At 56.3% G+C, this 15,165-nt stretch carries 12 protein-coding genes; 6 read left to right on the plus strand and 6 right to left on the minus strand.

The genetic code is table 11. The features are described 5' to 3' along the window. Positions 1 to 25: 25 nt before the first annotated feature. The 4 genes from GJR98_RS15340 to GJR98_RS15355 form a co-directional block, all read right to left on the minus strand. A complete protein-coding gene (locus GJR98_RS15340; protein WP_151139604.1) occupies positions 26 to 961 on the minus strand; it encodes a DMT family transporter in 936 nt (311 codons plus the stop codon). 672 nt (positions 962 to 1,633) lie between these two features. Continuing rightward, positions 1,634 to 3,586 carry an archaea-specific SMC-related protein gene (locus GJR98_RS15345; RefSeq protein WP_151139605.1) on the minus strand — a complete coding sequence of 651 codons (1,953 nt, stop codon included), beginning with the start codon at positions 3,584 to 3,586 and terminating at the stop codon, positions 1,634 to 1,636. An 81-nt stretch (positions 3,587 to 3,667) separates the two neighbouring features. Continuing rightward, entirely contained in the window at positions 3,668 to 4,294 is a 627-nt protein-coding gene (rdfA, locus tag GJR98_RS15350) for a rod-determining factor RdfA (RefSeq protein WP_151139606.1), read from the minus strand. A gap of 701 nt (positions 4,295 to 4,995) precedes the next feature. Then, entirely contained in the window at positions 4,996 to 6,363 is a 1,368-nt protein-coding gene (locus tag GJR98_RS15355) for an aspartate aminotransferase family protein (RefSeq protein ID WP_151139607.1), read from the minus strand. A 172-nt stretch (positions 6,364 to 6,535) separates the two neighbouring features. On the opposite strand from GJR98_RS15355, the gene GJR98_RS15360 reads away from it, so the two are divergent. Beyond that, positions 6,536 to 7,297: a LamB/YcsF family protein gene (locus GJR98_RS15360; RefSeq protein WP_151139608.1), complete on the plus strand. Its 762-nt coding sequence runs from the start codon at positions 6,536 to 6,538 to the stop codon at positions 7,295 to 7,297. Between the two features lie 119 nt (positions 7,298 to 7,416). Continuing rightward, positions 7,417 to 7,908, plus strand: coding sequence for an Lrp/AsnC family transcriptional regulator (locus GJR98_RS15365; protein WP_151139609.1), 492 nt, complete (start codon positions 7,417 to 7,419; stop codon positions 7,906 to 7,908). Positions 7,909 to 7,935: 27 nt separating this feature from the next. On the opposite strand, the gene GJR98_RS15370 is transcribed toward GJR98_RS15365, so the two are convergent. Beyond that, positions 7,936 to 9,294, minus strand: coding sequence for an acetyl-CoA carboxylase biotin carboxylase subunit (locus GJR98_RS15370; RefSeq protein WP_151139610.1), 1,359 nt, complete (start codon positions 9,292 to 9,294; stop codon positions 7,936 to 7,938). Between the two features lie 546 nt (positions 9,295 to 9,840). Here GJR98_RS15370 and GJR98_RS15375 point away from each other — a divergent pair. From GJR98_RS15375 to GJR98_RS15385, 3 genes are all read left to right on the plus strand, one after another. Then, positions 9,841 to 10,740, plus strand: a complete 900-nt coding sequence (locus GJR98_RS15375; protein WP_151139611.1) for a 5-oxoprolinase subunit B family protein — start codon at positions 9,841 to 9,843, stop codon at positions 10,738 to 10,740. Beyond that, positions 10,740 to 11,711 carry a 5-oxoprolinase subunit C family protein gene (locus GJR98_RS15380; RefSeq protein ID WP_151139612.1) on the plus strand — a complete coding sequence of 324 codons (972 nt, stop codon included), beginning with the start codon at positions 10,740 to 10,742 and terminating at the stop codon, positions 11,709 to 11,711. Before GJR98_RS15375 ends, GJR98_RS15380 begins: the two co-directional genes overlap by 1 nt. A gap of 149 nt (positions 11,712 to 11,860) precedes the next feature. Continuing rightward, positions 11,861 to 12,106 (plus strand): acetyl-CoA carboxylase, encoded by a 246-nt coding sequence (locus GJR98_RS15385; RefSeq protein WP_151139613.1) that lies wholly within the window; start codon positions 11,861 to 11,863, stop codon positions 12,104 to 12,106. Positions 12,107 to 12,138: 32 nt separating this feature from the next. Here GJR98_RS15385 and GJR98_RS15390 read toward each other — a convergent pair whose 3' ends face one another. Next, on the minus strand, positions 12,139 to 13,626 hold the full coding sequence (locus GJR98_RS15390; protein WP_151139614.1) for a CoA-acylating methylmalonate-semialdehyde dehydrogenase: 1,488 nt from the start codon (positions 13,624 to 13,626) through the stop codon (positions 12,139 to 12,141). A gap of 170 nt (positions 13,627 to 13,796) precedes the next feature. On the opposite strand from GJR98_RS15390, the gene GJR98_RS15395 reads away from it, so the two are divergent. Further along, entirely contained in the window at positions 13,797 to 15,146 is a 1,350-nt protein-coding gene (locus tag GJR98_RS15395; RefSeq protein WP_151139615.1) for an aminotransferase family protein, read from the plus strand. Positions 15,147 to 15,165 lie beyond the last annotated feature (19 nt).

Below are 15,165 nucleotides of genomic sequence, written 5' to 3' on the forward strand. Positions count from 1 at the left end.
AACCCCGAACCAGTCGTCGACGCGGTCAGAACCCGAGCGCACCGAGCCCACGGACCAACGACGGACCACCAGTCACGAGTGCAGCACCGAAGACGACGAGGAGTACTCCGACGACGACACCACGAGTGACTCGTTCCAGGTCGCCGAGCCAAATCCACGAGAAGATGACGGTGAACAGCGGCGCAGTCGCGACGAGTGGGTCGACGACTGCAATCCGACCCGCTGGGGCCGCCAGTGCAGTGAACATCGAGAGGAGCGCCACTGACGTGATGACGCCGCTCGCAGCGAACACGAGATACGACCGACGTGGCCGGTTCAGAACCGTCCCTCGACCGGCGACGGCGACGTAGGCACCGAGTGTGAGGAGTGCAGCGAACTCGTTGATGGCCACTGCTTCGAGTGGTGTCGCTTCACCGGTCGCGAGGCCCCATCGCCGGGCGACGTTGCCGAGCGCGAAGAACGCTGCAGCGGCGAGTGGGACGAGAAGGTCTCGGTTCGACCACCCTTCGAGGTCGCCGCCCTTGGCGACTGAGAGGACGCCGAGACCGATCACGAGGATGAAAATCCCAATTGCAGTCGGCGCTGAGAGAGGTTCTCCGAGGAATCCGATTGCGAGGGCAGTCGCGAACAGCGGCCGAGAACTAACCACGGCGCTGGAGATACTCGCCCCGACGCGGGCATTTCCAGCGAAGATTGCGAGTCGGCCCAACGCAGTTCCCACTGCACCAGCAGCGACGAAGATGCCGATGGTTCCGAGCGTAATCCCACCGAACGGGTCGTCTTGAAAGACTGCAAGCGCAGCGAGATAAATCGCAGAGTCCACGAGGACGACGACGAGTGACGCCTGAAGCGGACCTCCGCCCTCTGAGAGCGCCCGTTTCTCGATGACCGGTGTGAACCCCCACATGACTGCCGGTGCAAATGCGAGAAGGAGGACAGAAATCGGGGCCGAGAGGTCCATGTGCCGACTCGGTGGCACGTCTGTAAATACTCGGCGGAACTGAATTCTTATTTGCCAACTGCCATTTGTGGGCCGACCACGTGTGGAGATATTTCACGTTTTCCGCTGACCCGACCGGCCCATTCGGGTTGACGCCGAAGCTCTCGTCATCGGACGCGAGTGCGCGGCGAACGTGGCTATCTGGAACAGAATGAGAATATGCCAAAACGTGGCTGGGCGCCCCAATTAAACACAATTAACGTTCTAATTTAAACTGCCACTTCTGGGCTAATTGCCCTGGGCCAAGTCAATATAACATAGTACATTTACCTGGTAAATTATGGAGAAAAGTCTATATTAAGTGGGGAAAAACAACAGTATCTAATCAAATAAAAATATTAAAATTAAATCCACAATTCTACTTCGTCTACTGTTCTCTTCACGACCATCGACTGAAAACGTAGTACATCGGGCTTTTTTGAGGTGGTTCACACGATATGTTGTGCCTGCTGAACTGCTACACACCGAGTAGTGTCTAATAATATAATTCCTGATACTATATTAACTAAACAGTATTTGAGTTCTATTGGCCATCGCAATCGAATTGACTGGACCGAATCGGTGAACAAGGGGCAGTCGGCTTCGAAAGCCGACTCATACTACGGTCGCGGGCGACGTCCCGCGTGACCGCTCCTACACCGGCGAATACCGTGGGTACGAACTGTCGACCGCCTGTGCGTCCTCTTCGAGCAGCGCGACCACGAGGTAGTTGGCGTAGTCGGCGAAGTAGTCGACCAGTTTGGAGATTCGGTTTGCGTCTATCGCTTCGAGCGAGTCCAGGACCATGAATGGGACCGTCTCGTAGACGTCGTGAAGGAGGTATCCAGCGAGCGTCAAGACGAGACCGGTCACCTCACGCTCGGACTCTGAGAGGTGTGCGACCGAGTCTTCGTAGCTTACGCCTTCGTCGTTCGTCCGAATCACGTGCAGGTCGAAGACCGACTTCGTCACTTTCTTGCGGCCTTCACGGACGCGACGCTCTGTGCGTTCGATCCAGATCCGTTCGAGGTTGTCGTACTCGAGGATGTCGAGAACCTCTTCCATGTGGGTGTTGAACGCCTCGACGGCCTCTGATTCCAACCGATCGATTCGCGTGCGAAGTTCTTTCAGTTCTTCGTCGATGTCGTCACGAGTCGCCTCTAACTCATCGCGCTCGTCGAGTTGGTCCTCGATAGATGCAATCTCGTCCTCGACGCTGTCCAAATCCGAGCGAAGTCGGCCAAGTTCGTACTCGATCTGATTCGCCTCACGGTGGAGGTCGAGCAACTCGCCGTGTTCTTCGTTCTCCAATTCGTCGACAGTCTGTTCGAGTGAGCCGATCTCGTCTTCGAGGTCGTCGCGGCGCGATTTCAGGTCCTCGATGCGCTCCTCACGAGTGGCCTGCTCACTTTCGATTTCCGAGAGTCGCCGCTCGATGCGGTCGCGTTCACGCTGACGCTGTTCGTAGGTCGACTTCTCGTCTTGAAGCGAAGAGAGCTTCTCGCGGTACGAGCGGTTCTCTTCCAGTTTCTCTTCGCGGAGAGTCCGAAGTCGGTCGAGCGTCGATTCGATCTTTTCTTGGTCGACTTCTGACCCACAGGTCCAGCAGACGACCTGTTCGTCTGCGAGCAGTTGGTCAGTGAGGCTTTCATCGCCGCTCGACTCCGAGCCTCGGAGTGCATCGACGACGTCAGAGGACGTCCCAGAGAGCATCTCTTCGTTGAACTGGATGACACTCTGCAGTTCGTTGACTGTCGACTGAACCGCTTGTCGACGAGTGCGAAGTCGGTCGATTTCGGAATCGATTTCACTCACTTGGCCACCAGCGACGTCTGGAAGTGATTCGATATCTTCCTGTAACTCGTCCTCTTCGGACTCCAGTGCGTTGAGACTCTGTTTTTCAGTCTGAATTCGACGGTCGACGTCGTCGATCTCGCGACGCGTGTCTCGAAGCTCCCCGAGTTTCGACTCGAGTTCACTTTCCGTCTCCTGCTGGTCGCTCACACTCGCGTCGTACTCCTCTACTTCGCGTTCTTTCTCGGAGAGTTCCGTCTCTTTCTCGTCGATCTGGTCTTGGAGCTTCGTCCGCCGCTGTTCGAGTTGTGGAAGCTTCTTCGAGAGCGTCCCGAGGGAGGACAGTTCGTCTGATATCTCTCGCTTCTGTTGCTGGAGCGTGGTGATCTCCTCGTTGATCGATTCGACGTCGACCGGTCGCATAATCAGGTCACGGAGGTTCCCCTCGGTGGCGACCGCGCGGCGAGCTTCGTTCGTTTCTAATAAGAACGCGAATAGGTCTGCAAGCTCTGTATCTTCGAGAACTGGCTCCCCTCCAGCAATCACGGAGTCTCCTCTTCGTTCGAGGGTTCGCGTGTACGTCTCGTCGTCGATCGTGAGTTCCACGACACCTTCGTCTGCGTCGCCTTTCAGCGCCACGTCGTCGCTTCCGTGAGCAGCCATTATCGACCGCAGTAGTGACGTTCGGTTCGTTGCATTTCGCCCGGCCAGGACAGTTACGCCTGGGTCGAACGATGTGGAGAGCTGGTCGATGCCACCGATGTTTTCGACCGAAAGGTGGACTTTGGATTCGGATATCTGTTCTGAACTCATACGACTGTATGGTGAGTACTACGATATAAATCCACAGGGGTACTCTCCCTTGGAATTACAGAACTAGTTGCGTAATGTATCTCACTCTGTCCTGGTCTCTGTACCACAGTCGCACCCACCTCGCTGCAGTAACTGAACGACTTCGTACTGGGTCCCGCAGTCTCTACAGAACACCTGTGTGTCGACGAGGACGTCGAAATCACCGAGCCGAAGTTTGTCTGTATTCTGGAGCGAGTCGAGACTTCTCTCGATTACAGCAACCAACCGACCGCGAAGCTTCTGAACCGATTGGATTACGCTGTCGACACGGTTCGTCGATTTTGTTTCCTTCGACACGCCTCGGATGTCGGTGAGATACGTGTACACTGCCTGATGCGAGATGAAATCAGAGAGTAGTTGGTCGACGTCCACTCCCTTCGATCGAAGCGTGTTCTTTGCTTGAACTCGCATCCCCTCCGTTGTCTCGTCGTCAGTAAGCAGTGTGTACATGTTCTCAACTTCTCCTTCGAGGACGTCTGCGTCCACTTCGTGCAACGCAGCATTGAGAACTTCTTGGTTCATCAAGTCCGCTAAATCTCGGAGGCTATCACTGTCTTCAGGAGCGGTCCACCGACGGGCCAACGTCTCTCCAAACCCGTTTAGATCGTACTGTTCGATCACCCGTTCAATCTTGGATTGCCGCCGACTACTCCCTTGCTCAGCAGTCATTACCAGATAGTCACACACTGGGGTCAAATATGTTCAGGTTTGAGAACCAGCGATTCGGAGGTCTCTGTGATGTTGTGTGATTCTCACCTTAATCAAAAGAAATAAATTACTCAATCTATCCTACCACTATCAACACTGGTAGTCGACACCGTTTCAATCGTAGTTGCAGACACGATCGATGTGGCCTGTAGTCAGCAATGATTGTATACTCATTTTTTACTAACTAATCTTACATGAGAAAGCTAACAACTAACTATATTTGACCATAAATATCTACTCAACCGAATATTCGACTACTTTATCGGAGAATACGAAAATAGACCGCCTACACTCGATTCACTTTAGTTCAGTTCAGTATGGTTTATTTTATTAATATAAATAAATTGATTATACGTTTCGAAATACGCATGATTTCTCAAAATCAACTAAGAGATTTACCAATATCACAGTATGTGGCGAACTAGTATTGCTAATATACGAACTTACTGGTCGCTGTGAAGAGTATGCCAAGAAGAGAATACTACCGGTTGTGTGCGACGCAGGATGCTGTCCGACAGGCGTTGTCGGTCGACGACTTCGCCACGGTTCCGGACTGTTGTCTCCTTCACTGGAAAAAATCGTCTGGAACGGACGTAGGTAGGTGTCGAACCCGTCGTCTCTCTGTGCGAAAATCGAAAAACTGGTGACGCTCTCTTGGTGAACTAGTGCGACGTGTTCTCCTCGATCGCGTCGACGACGATGTCCATCCCTGTCGTCATCAGTTCCTGCGTGATGACGAGTGGTGGCATGAGACGGAGGACGTTTCCGTAGCGACCAGCACTCCAGACCAAGACACCGTGTTTGTAACAGTAGGTTCGGATGTGCTTCACGACGTCTTTGTCCGGGTTGCCGTCCTCGTCGAGGAACTCGACACCGGTGAACAGACCTTTTCCACGAACCTCTCCGATTTGCGGCGTCTCTGCGGCAACTTCACGGAGACGGTCTCGCATGTACGAGCCGAGTTCACGGGAGTGTTCGAGAAGGTCGTGCGCTTGGATGTACTCGATTGCTCGCGTCCCTGCGCGCATGGCGGGAGTGTTTCCGCGCCACGTCCCCACGTGCCCACCCGGACCCCACGTGTCTAGGTCTTCGTGGTACATCGTCGCCGAGAGCGGCAACCCAATACCACCGAGCGCTTTCGCCATCGGCATCACGTCTGGAGTCACATCGGTCCACTCCGATGCGAACCACTTCCCAGTCCGTCCGATTCCGGTTTGAATCTCGTCGATGATGAGCGGAATGTCGTTTTCGGTGGCAATCTCTCTGAGCTGCGGGAGGAAGTCTGCCGGTGGGACGACGATGCCGCCTTCACCCTGAATCGGTTCGACCCAGATACCTGCTGGGTTTGCGAACCCACTGTACGGGTCTTCGATGAGTTCTCGAACGTTTTCGATGGCACGTTCGACGGCCTCCTCCTCGGAGAGCCCTTGCTGGAGCGGGTACGGATACGGAGCGTGGTGGACGTCCGACAGAAGCGGCGTGTACGCCTCTTTGTACTGTTTCCCGCCGGTGAGGCTGAGTGCTCCAGAGGAACCACCGTGGTACGCACCACGGAAGGCGATGAGGCCATCTCCTCCGGTGTTGTACTTCGCGAGTTTGATGGTCGCTTCGATCGCGTCACTTCCAGTAGGTCCGCCGAACACGACGCGGTTCGAGTCAGGAAGTTCTCCCGGTGCGATTTCGTTGAGCTTCTCGATGAGTTCGAGTCGTGCTTCGGTCGGGAAGTCGATCGTGTGGACGAGTTTACGCGTCTGTTCTTCGACTGCCTCGAGCACGTACGGGTTCGAGTGTCCGACGTTGAGAACACCGATTCCTGCGAAGAAGTCGATGAACGTGTTTCCGTCGACGTCACGGAGTGTCGCTCCCTTTGCTTCGTGCATCGCGATTGGGATGTAGTTCGGATACGCGACTGCGCCGCTGTCGATGTGCTGTTGTTTTTCGAGAAGACGCTTCGACTTTGGACCCGGTACCTTGTCTACTGACGGGGCGTCGTCGAAGTGTAGTTCGGATATTGGTGGTCCCTCAGGCATACGTTACCACTTGTGAGTTCTGTTTAAATAGATTATGTAACATCCCAACTCACAGAGGATACTGGGATGCTGTCCAGACTTCTACTTCCATATTGCACTAAATCCGGTTGAAGTGCTCTGCCGCAAAAAGAGGCACAATCTATATTGCCGAAAGTTGCTATCGAGTATACGCATGGTAACAGTCGACATTAACTGTGACATGGGAGAGAGCTTCGGCAACTGGACGATGGGGCGTGACGCTGAGGTGATGCCGTACATCACGTCTGCGAACATCGCCGGCGGATTCCACGCAGGTGACCCACACGTCATGCGTGAGACGGTCGAACTGGCCGTCGAACACGACGTGGGAATCGGTGTTCACCCCGGCCTGCCGGACAAGATGGGGTTCGGACGCAGGAAGATGGACGCGACGCCACAGGAGCTGCGAGATTACGTGACCTACCAACTCGGCGCACTCAGCGCGTTCGCGGACCAACATGGCGGGTCTCTCCAGCACGTCAAGCCACACGGTGCGATGTATTCGATGCTCTCTGAGAGTCCGGACCACGCACGTGCGGTCATGGAGGGAATGCTCGCCGTAGATTCAGACCTCATCTATCTCGCCACAGATATGAACATCTACGAGGTCGCACAGGAGTACGACGACCTTCGTGCCGTCTTCGAAGGGTACGTCGACATCCGATACGACACCGACCGAAGTCTCATCGTCGAGAAGGAAGTCGTGCCGAAAGACCCTGAAGCGGTCGCCGACCGGTTCGTGAGCATCGTTACTGACGGAGTCGTCGAGGCCGCGAACGGGGACGAAATCGAAGTCCCCGCACAGAGTATCTGTATCCACGGCGACGGTCCGAACGCAGTCGAACTTCTGGAGACGATTCACGACCGTGTGGAGGAACATGGTATCGAAATCGCGCCACTCACAGAGGTTGTGTGACGGGGAATCGAGACGGATCCAGCTTCCCCACCCGATGTACCGTATCCACCGAGTCGGGAAAATCGACACCCTTCGGGAGGTACCGATGAGACACCTCCCACACGTAAGGAACCGAATCAATGGATGACCGAGATATCGAAATTCTGAACGCGGTTTTCGAACTAGAGGACCCGAGTCCGAAAGAGGTCGGAGACGTGACTGGAATTCCGAAATCGACCGTTCACTATCGCCTCAAGAAACTCCGTGAAGACGGGATTATCAAGAACGACCTGTTCGCCGTCGACCTCGAGAAGATCAACCTCGACTTGACCATCATCACCGAGGTCGATGCACAGTACCGAGAAGGCTACCACAAGGATGTCGGGAACGCACTCAGCACTATCGAGGGGGTCAATCAGGTCTACTTCACGATGGGTGACACTGACTTCATCGTCATCGCACACCTTCCGAGTCGAGATAAAGTGGAGGAACTCATCGAGCAGTACGAGGTAATCGAGGGTGTCGAACGAACCAGTTCCAAGTTCGTCATCTCGACGATCAAGAACGAACCACACCCACTTCGGGACTTTACGTTGGAGACGCTCAGGGAGAGCATCCTCTCCGACGAATGAGTCGGTACCGGGCCGGTCGTCGGTCAGTTACTCTCCTTCGCCTTCTCCGAGCGTCACCTGCTCGTCGACGTACTTCGTGGTGTGACCGTTCGTCAGGAATACCTCGTCAGAGAGGACGTGTTGGTGGAAGGGAATCGTCGTCGGAATTCCCTCGATGTCTGCCTCGTCGAGGGCACGCTTCCCCCGCTGGATGACCTCGTCTCGGTCTTCGGCGATGACGACGAACTTGGCGAACATCGAGTCGTAGAACGGTGCGATGCTATCACCCTCGTCGACGCCATCGTCTATGCGGACGCCGATACCTCGCGGTGGTCGGTACACGTCCAACGTCCCCGGCATCGGAGCGAAATCTGCGAACGGGTCCTCCGCATTGATTCGGAACTCCATCGCCGCTTGCGACTGGACAACCTCGTCTTGTTCGAACGAGATGGGCTCACCTGCGGCGATACGAATCTGCCACTTGACGAGGTCGATGCCCGTCACTGCCTCCGTAATCGTGTGTTCGACCTGAATCCTCGTGTTGACTTCGAGGAAGTAGAACTCACCGTCCTCGTAGAGGAACTCGACCGTCCCTGCGTTCACGTATCCTGCTTCCTCGACACCCCTCCGGGCCGCCTCACACAGTTCGACGCGTACGTCGTGGTCGAGTGATGGCGATGGTGTCTCCTCGATTAGCTTCTGTTGTCGTCGCTGGATACTGCAATCGCGTTCCCACAAGTGTCGGACGTTGCCGTGGTGGTCGGCCAGAACCTGCACTTCGATGTGCCGTGGGTTTTCGAGGAACCGTTCGACGTAGACGTCGGCGTTGTCGAAGTACGCCTCCCCTTCTCGTTTTGCGTTCTTGAATAGCTCCTCGACGTCTTCTGCTCTGGTGACGACTTTCAGTCCTCGACCGCCTCCACCACCGTCTGCCTTGATGGCAACCGGGTACCCGTGGTCCTCGGCGAACGCGTGGATGTCTTCTGGTCCGTTCGCGGGTTCCGTCGTTCCCGGGACGATGGGTACGTTGGCTTCCTGCATGATTCGTCTGGCCCCGGTCTTCTCGCCGAGGGCACGCATGACATCGCTCGGGGGGCCAATCCACTCGAACTCGGAGTTTTCGATTCGCTCGGCGAAGCTTGCATTCTCTGCGAGGAACCCATACCCTGGGTGAATCGCGTCGACGCCTGCGTCTCGGGCGACGTCGAGGAGCTTTTCCTGGTCGAGATAGCTCTTCGCGGCGACAGGAGAGCCGATATTGTACGATTCGTCTGCGTGTCGAACGTGCTTGGCGTCCGCGTCTGCGTCGCTGTAGACTGCGACAGAGTGGATGCCGAGTTCTTTACACGCCTGTATCACTCGGACGGCGATTTCGCCACGGTTTGCAACGAGAATTTTATCGAACATATGTAGGTGCGGTGGTAGGTGTTGGTTCGTATTTCATCGGGTGACTAACGGGTTCGAACGTGTGCTGCATGGTTTGGTCCACGAATCGTGGCCCCTCCACGAGGCGAACTCTGTCGAATCGTTAGACAACGTGGTGCTGAGACGCTCTCTCGACGCGTCGGTACCTGCTGGCAACCGAGCAGTTCCCGAGTGACGTCGATGGTGAGCGTCTCCATGTCTGTGCATGTAGACGTGTTCACAATCCCCACAAGGGGGTAAAAACCTTATCCAGTCTCGGAGGAGGTTTAACATTCGAAGCACGTATCGGATTCTGTTCGGTAAACTGGCTGCCTTTTCCAATATTGTGTCGATATCGTGAAACACACGCGCCTCGTTCCGGGTCCTGCGATGTCCCACGGAGAAGAATACAGTGCCTGTGAACGGCACACTCGTTGGACTGAGTGCGAGATACACTCGGTGACTTGTCTCACGTCCCTCTAACAGGCTAGTTAGATGAACTGAATCGGTAGATATAGGTTCAGAGAATGGAATATGGTAACACAATACATGACTGCAAGAATTGAGCGGAAAGAGTCACTCTCTCCTCGATACGAGTATGGTGGTGACGACTACGTCTTCGTCGAACTCGACCAAGAGATGAGTTTCGACGCCAACTTCGAAGCGATGGCGATTACACAGCAGATACGGGAGCGTGACCTCCCCGGAATTATCGAAATCTGCCCAGCGAACGCCTCGTACATGATTCACTTCGACCCAGACGTACTCGCCCCAACCGACCTCGTGGACGAGTTGAAACAACTCGAACAGGAGACGGACTTGTCTGAGTACCAGTGGGATACTCGAATTATCGACTTCCCGGTTCTCTACGACGACCCGTGGACGCACGAGACGCTCATGCAGTTCCGCGAGAACCACCAAGACCCCGACGCGACCGACTTAGAGTACTCCGCCCGAATCAACGGTTTCGACAGCGCGGACGAATTCATCGACGCGCACGCTGGCGCACCGCATATGGTCACGATGGTTGGGTTCGTTCCCGGCCTTCCGTGGTGTTTCCAGATGGTTCCCCGTGAAGAACAAATCGAGGTTCCGAAATATCTTCAACCCCGCACAGACACGCCTTCGCGGGCCGTTGGGTTCGGTGGAGCGTTTACTGCAATCTACCCGGTACAGGGCGCAGGTGGCTACCAGTTGTTCGGTCGGACGCCGCTGGAGGTTCTGGACGTCGACCAACAACTCCCCTCGTTCAAAGACTCCATGGTGTTCCCCAAACCGGGTGACATCTTGAACTTCAGACGAATCGACCGCGAGGAGTACGACGCGATTCGTGAGGAGATCGAAGACGGAACGTACGAGTACACCATCGAAGCGGTCGAGTTCTCGCCCGAGGAGTTCTTCGAGAATCCACACGAGTACAACGCGCAGCTCGTGGAGGTGCTAGACTAATGATTAAAGTACTCGAAGCAGGTCTCTCGACGACGATTCAGGATGCAGGACGCTACGGTCACTACCACATCGGAATGCCGCCGTCGGGGGCGATGGACCAGTTCGCACACACAGTCGCGAACTATCTGGTTGGCAACGACAAGGGTGCTGCCACCGTCGAGATGACGTACCAGGGAAGCGACTTCAAATTCACCGAAGATACGGTCATCGCCATCACGGGTGCCGAGATGGCTCCCGAACTCAATGGAGAACCCGTCTCGATGTGGGAGACACTCGCCGTCTCTGATGGAGACGTTCTCTCGCTCCAGTTTGCGACGAACGGTGCACGAACGTACCTCGCTGTCGCCGGTGGTATCGACGTCACACCAGTCATGGAGAGTCGCTCGACGTACACGCTCGTCGGTATCGGGGGCTACGACGGCCGAACGCTCGAAGACGGTGACACGCTTACGATTGGTGACGCAGGTGCCGACCGCAGTAGCCTCGTCGGCAACAGCGTCGCCGACGAACACATCCCGAACTACGACGACGAAGACCACATCAGAATCGTCCTCGGGCTCTGTGATTACCGCCTGACCGACGAGAGTAAAGAAGAACTGTGTGACGCTGAGTGGACAGTTACACCCGAGGCCGACCGTGTCGGATACCGACTCGAAGGGCCCGAAATCGAGTTCAAGCCACGTGAACAACCGTTCGGTGCTGGGACCGACCCGTCCAACGTCGTCGACCTTGGCTATCCCGTCGGGTCGATTCAGGTGCCGCAAAAGCCCATCGTCCTGATGCGGGACGCCGTCACAGGCGGTGGCTACGCGACGGTCGGGACGGTCATCAGTACAGACCGTGACCTCCTGTCGCAACGGCGAACACACCAACCGGTGTACTTCCAGTCGGTGACGCTCGAAGAGGCGCTCGCCGCTCGGAAAGCTCGGACGGAAACGCTCGAGTCCATCCGCAACTCGCTGACCCCGTGACCAGACTACATCACAGAACCGCACACACGACCGTGCACCCACAACTCGATACCGAGGCAACGAACAGCTAAGTAATCAGCCACCAAGAATATCGTACCAACAGACAGACGACCCAGAAAACTGAACGCACACACTCAACAGCTATCCACATGACAACGACCACAATCAAAGCCCCGATGCCAGGTGTATTCTACCGCCGACCAGACCCAGACGACCCCGTCTTCGTGGAGGAAGGTGACCACGTCGAGGAGGGCGACGTAATCGGTGTCGTCGGCGTGATGAAGAGCTTCCAAGACATCAAATCCGACGCGAGTGGAACGGTCTCCAAAATTCTCGTCGAAAACGAAGCAGCGATCGAAGCCGGTGACGACCTAGTCGAACTCGAACTCGACTAGGCCGAACTCGAATTTTTCTTCTTCGACACTCTTCACATCGACTCGTCTGGCCAGCGCTCGATGTAGATGGCCTTGTCCGTGTAGAAGTGAATCATGTCCTCGCCCTGCGCGTGAAGGTCTCCGAAGAACGAGTCCTTCTGCCCGCCGAAGTGGAAGAACGCCATCGGCGCGGCCGTCCCTGCGTTGACCGCGAGGTTCCCCGCCTCCGCTTCGTGACGGAAGCGCCGGGCTTCACTGCCCCGCTCGGTGAACAGGCTCGCGGCGTTCCCGAACTTACTCGCGTTGAGTGTCTCGATTGCCTCGTCGAAGTCAGCGACTCGGGCGAGACCGACAACGGGCCCGAAAATCTCCTCACGAGCGATGACCATGTCCGGCGTCACGTCGCCGAAGACAGTCGGCCCCATGAAGTTGCCGTCTTCGTAGCCCTCGACAGTGAGTTCTCTCCCGTCGCGCAGGAGTGTCGCCCCCTCGTCGATACCCGTCTGGATGAACTCTCGGACGCGTTGTTCGTGTTCTGGCGTGATGAGCGCCCCCATGTCTACGCCTTCGTCGAGACCGTAGCCGACTTGGAACGCGTCGGCTGCCTCGACCAGTTTGTCGGCGAACTCGTCGTAGACGTCATCGTGTACTAAGACGACGTCGTTCGCGAGACAGCGTTCACCAGCACAGGCACAGGCCGACGACAGCGTCTTTTTGGCAGCGAAATCGAGGTTCGCGCTGTCGCTGACGATAACGTGGTTCTTTGCACCACCTTGTGCCTGGACCCGCTTTCCAGCGGCCGCAGCGGATTCGTACACGTGTCTGGCGACTGGCGTGCTGCCGACGAACGAGATTCCGGCGACGTCTTCGTGTTGAATGAGCGCGTTGACAGTGTCCGCGCCACCGTTGACGAGGCTGACGACACCATCTGGGAAGCCTGCTTCGTCGACGAGTTCGAACAGACGCTGGGCGACGAGCGGGTCGCGTTCACTCGGTTTCAGGACGAACGAGTTGCCCGTTGCGACCGCATACGGGAGGAACCACAGTGGAATCATCCCTGGGAAGTTGAACGGAGTAATTGCGACGAACACACCGAGTGGCCGACGGACAGCACTCTCGTCGATGTTCGGTGCGGCGTTGAGCAGTGACCCAGACTGCATCATCGACGGGATGCCACAGGCGACTTCGACGTTCTCTATGCCACGGCGCAGTTCACCCTTCGCCTCTGCGAACGTCTTCCCGTGTTCTTGGACGAGGATTTCTGCTAGGTCGTCTTGGTGTTCTTCGAGCAGCATCTTGAACCGGAACAACGGCTGGATACGCTCTTCGACGGGCGTCGACCGCCACGTCTGAAACGCCGTGTGTGCTGCCTCGATAGCTTCGTTAATCTCTGATTCAGTGCTGAATGGGACGTATGCGAGTGTTTCGCCCGTTGCAGGGTTGACAACGTCCTGTCCATCTTCGCTGTCCGATGGTCGCCACCCTCCATTGACGTAGTTCTGGACGGTCCCATCTGCCGTGAGTGATTCTACTACTGCCATGTCTCGCCAAACACTCTACCCGAACATAAACTTACGGCGAATAAAATTCGAATTCCTACTCGGTTTTCGAACGTTGTCTAATTCCACGACGAATAAGACGGACGTTTTATCTTATTCGTTCTCGTGTCCCAAAGATTAATCAGGGGGCTCGGTATATCTCGGTGTATCTCATGTCGAGAGAAGAATCGCAACGGGTCGACCCTGGGGATGGCCTGAACGAAATCGAACGGATGGACAAACAGTACGTCTTCGGAACGTGGTCATACCAAAACGAAGTGAGCCCGACGGAAATCGTCGACGCCGACGGTGTGTACTTCCGAGATGCCCATGGGAACCGACGCCTCGACTTTTCGGGACAGTTGATGTGCTCGAACCTCGGTCACTCGGCTGACCGTGTCGCTGACGCGATGGCAGAACAGGCCCGCAAGGGTGCGTACTTTGCACCGGGGAACACGACCGAGAACCGCGCCAAACTGGGCAAACTTCTCGCCGAAGTCACGCCCGGGAACCTCTCGAAGACCTTCTTTTCCACGTCGGGAACTGAAGCGATAGAGGCGGCAATCAAGATTGCACGAATGTACACCGGCAAGTACAAAATCGTCTCACGATACCGGTCGTACCACGGTTCGACCTATGGGTCGATTAGCGTGACGGGAGACCCTCGACGACTCCCTGCCGAACCGGGAATCCCCGGCACCATCAAAGCACCCGACCCGTACGCGTACGGGTCGACACTCGACCCGATGCAGAGTCTCGACTACATCGAGGAGATGCTGATGCTCGAAGGCGACACAGTCGCAGCGGTTCTCGTCGAACCCGTCGTCGGGTCGAACGGCATCCTCGTGCCACCGGACGAGTACCTCCCACGGCTGAAGGAGATTGCACACGAACACGGTGCACTCCTCATCTGCGACGAGGTCATGTCCGGGTTCGGGCGCACGGGTGAGTGGTTCGGAAGTGACCTTTTCGACGTCACGCCTGACATCATGACGATGGCGAAAGGACTCACCGGAGCCTACGCGCCACTTGGGGCGACGATCGTCACCGACGAGATTGCATCGTTCTTCGAAGATACGATGTTCTGCCACGGTCACACGTACTCTGGACACCCTGTCGCAGTTGCGGCCGGCCGTGCCGCTGTCGAGATGTACATCGAAGACAACCTCATCGACCACGCACGAGAGGTCGGCGACTACCTTGGAGAGCGTCTCGAAGAGCTTGCGGAAGACCACCCGAGCGTTGGCGAGGTTCGCGGTGTCGGACTGTTCCGAGGTATCGAACTCACGAAGGACTCCGAAAAGCGCGTCCCGTTCGGCGTCCGAAAGGACAAGATTTCGCCCGGCAAGACCGTCGTCGACGAGGTATCGGGCCACGCCTGGAGCGAAGGGCTGTACGTCGCCAATATGATCAACACCCTCATCATCGCACCTCCACTCGTCATCGAACCCGACGAAGTGGACGAAGCGGTTGCAATCCTCGACGAGGCACTTCGTATCTCGGACGACGCGATGGTGGCCTGACGCGGCGGCGTCACCACCG

The organism is Haloferax marinisediminis (assembly GCF_009674585.1).
Classification (GTDB): Archaea; Halobacteriota; Halobacteria; order Halobacteriales; family Haloferacaceae; genus Haloferax; species Haloferax marinisediminis.

What these genes read in the sequence shown, in the direction of transcription:
- GJR98_RS15340 (WP_151139604.1), bottom strand. Translation starts at nt 961, where the DNA reads ATGGACCTCTCGGCCCCGATTTCTGTCCTCCTTCTCGCATTTGCACCG.
- GJR98_RS15345 (WP_151139605.1), bottom strand. Translation starts at nt 3,586, where the DNA reads ATGAGTTCAGAACAGATATCCGAATCCAAAGTCCACCTTTCGGTCGAA.
- rdfA (WP_151139606.1), bottom strand. Translation starts at nt 4,294, where the DNA reads ATGACTGCTGAGCAAGGGAGTAGTCGGCGGCAATCCAAGATTGAACGG.
- GJR98_RS15355 (WP_151139607.1), bottom strand. Translation starts at nt 6,363, where the DNA reads ATGCCTGAGGGACCACCAATATCCGAACTACACTTCGACGACGCCCCG.
- GJR98_RS15360 (WP_151139608.1), top strand. Translation starts at nt 6,536, where the DNA reads ATGGTAACAGTCGACATTAACTGTGACATGGGAGAGAGCTTCGGCAAC.
- GJR98_RS15365 (WP_151139609.1), top strand. Translation starts at nt 7,417, where the DNA reads ATGGATGACCGAGATATCGAAATTCTGAACGCGGTTTTCGAACTAGAG.
- GJR98_RS15370 (WP_151139610.1), bottom strand. Translation starts at nt 9,294, where the DNA reads ATGTTCGATAAAATTCTCGTTGCAAACCGTGGCGAAATCGCCGTCCGA.
- GJR98_RS15375 (WP_151139611.1), top strand. Translation starts at nt 9,841, where the DNA reads ATGACTGCAAGAATTGAGCGGAAAGAGTCACTCTCTCCTCGATACGAG.
- GJR98_RS15380 (WP_151139612.1), top strand. Translation starts at nt 10,740, where the DNA reads ATGATTAAAGTACTCGAAGCAGGTCTCTCGACGACGATTCAGGATGCA.
- GJR98_RS15385 (WP_151139613.1), top strand. Translation starts at nt 11,861, where the DNA reads ATGACAACGACCACAATCAAAGCCCCGATGCCAGGTGTATTCTACCGC.
- GJR98_RS15390 (WP_151139614.1), bottom strand. Translation starts at nt 13,626, where the DNA reads ATGGCAGTAGTAGAATCACTCACGGCAGATGGGACCGTCCAGAACTAC.
- GJR98_RS15395 (WP_151139615.1), top strand. Translation starts at nt 13,797, where the DNA reads ATGTCGAGAGAAGAATCGCAACGGGTCGACCCTGGGGATGGCCTGAAC.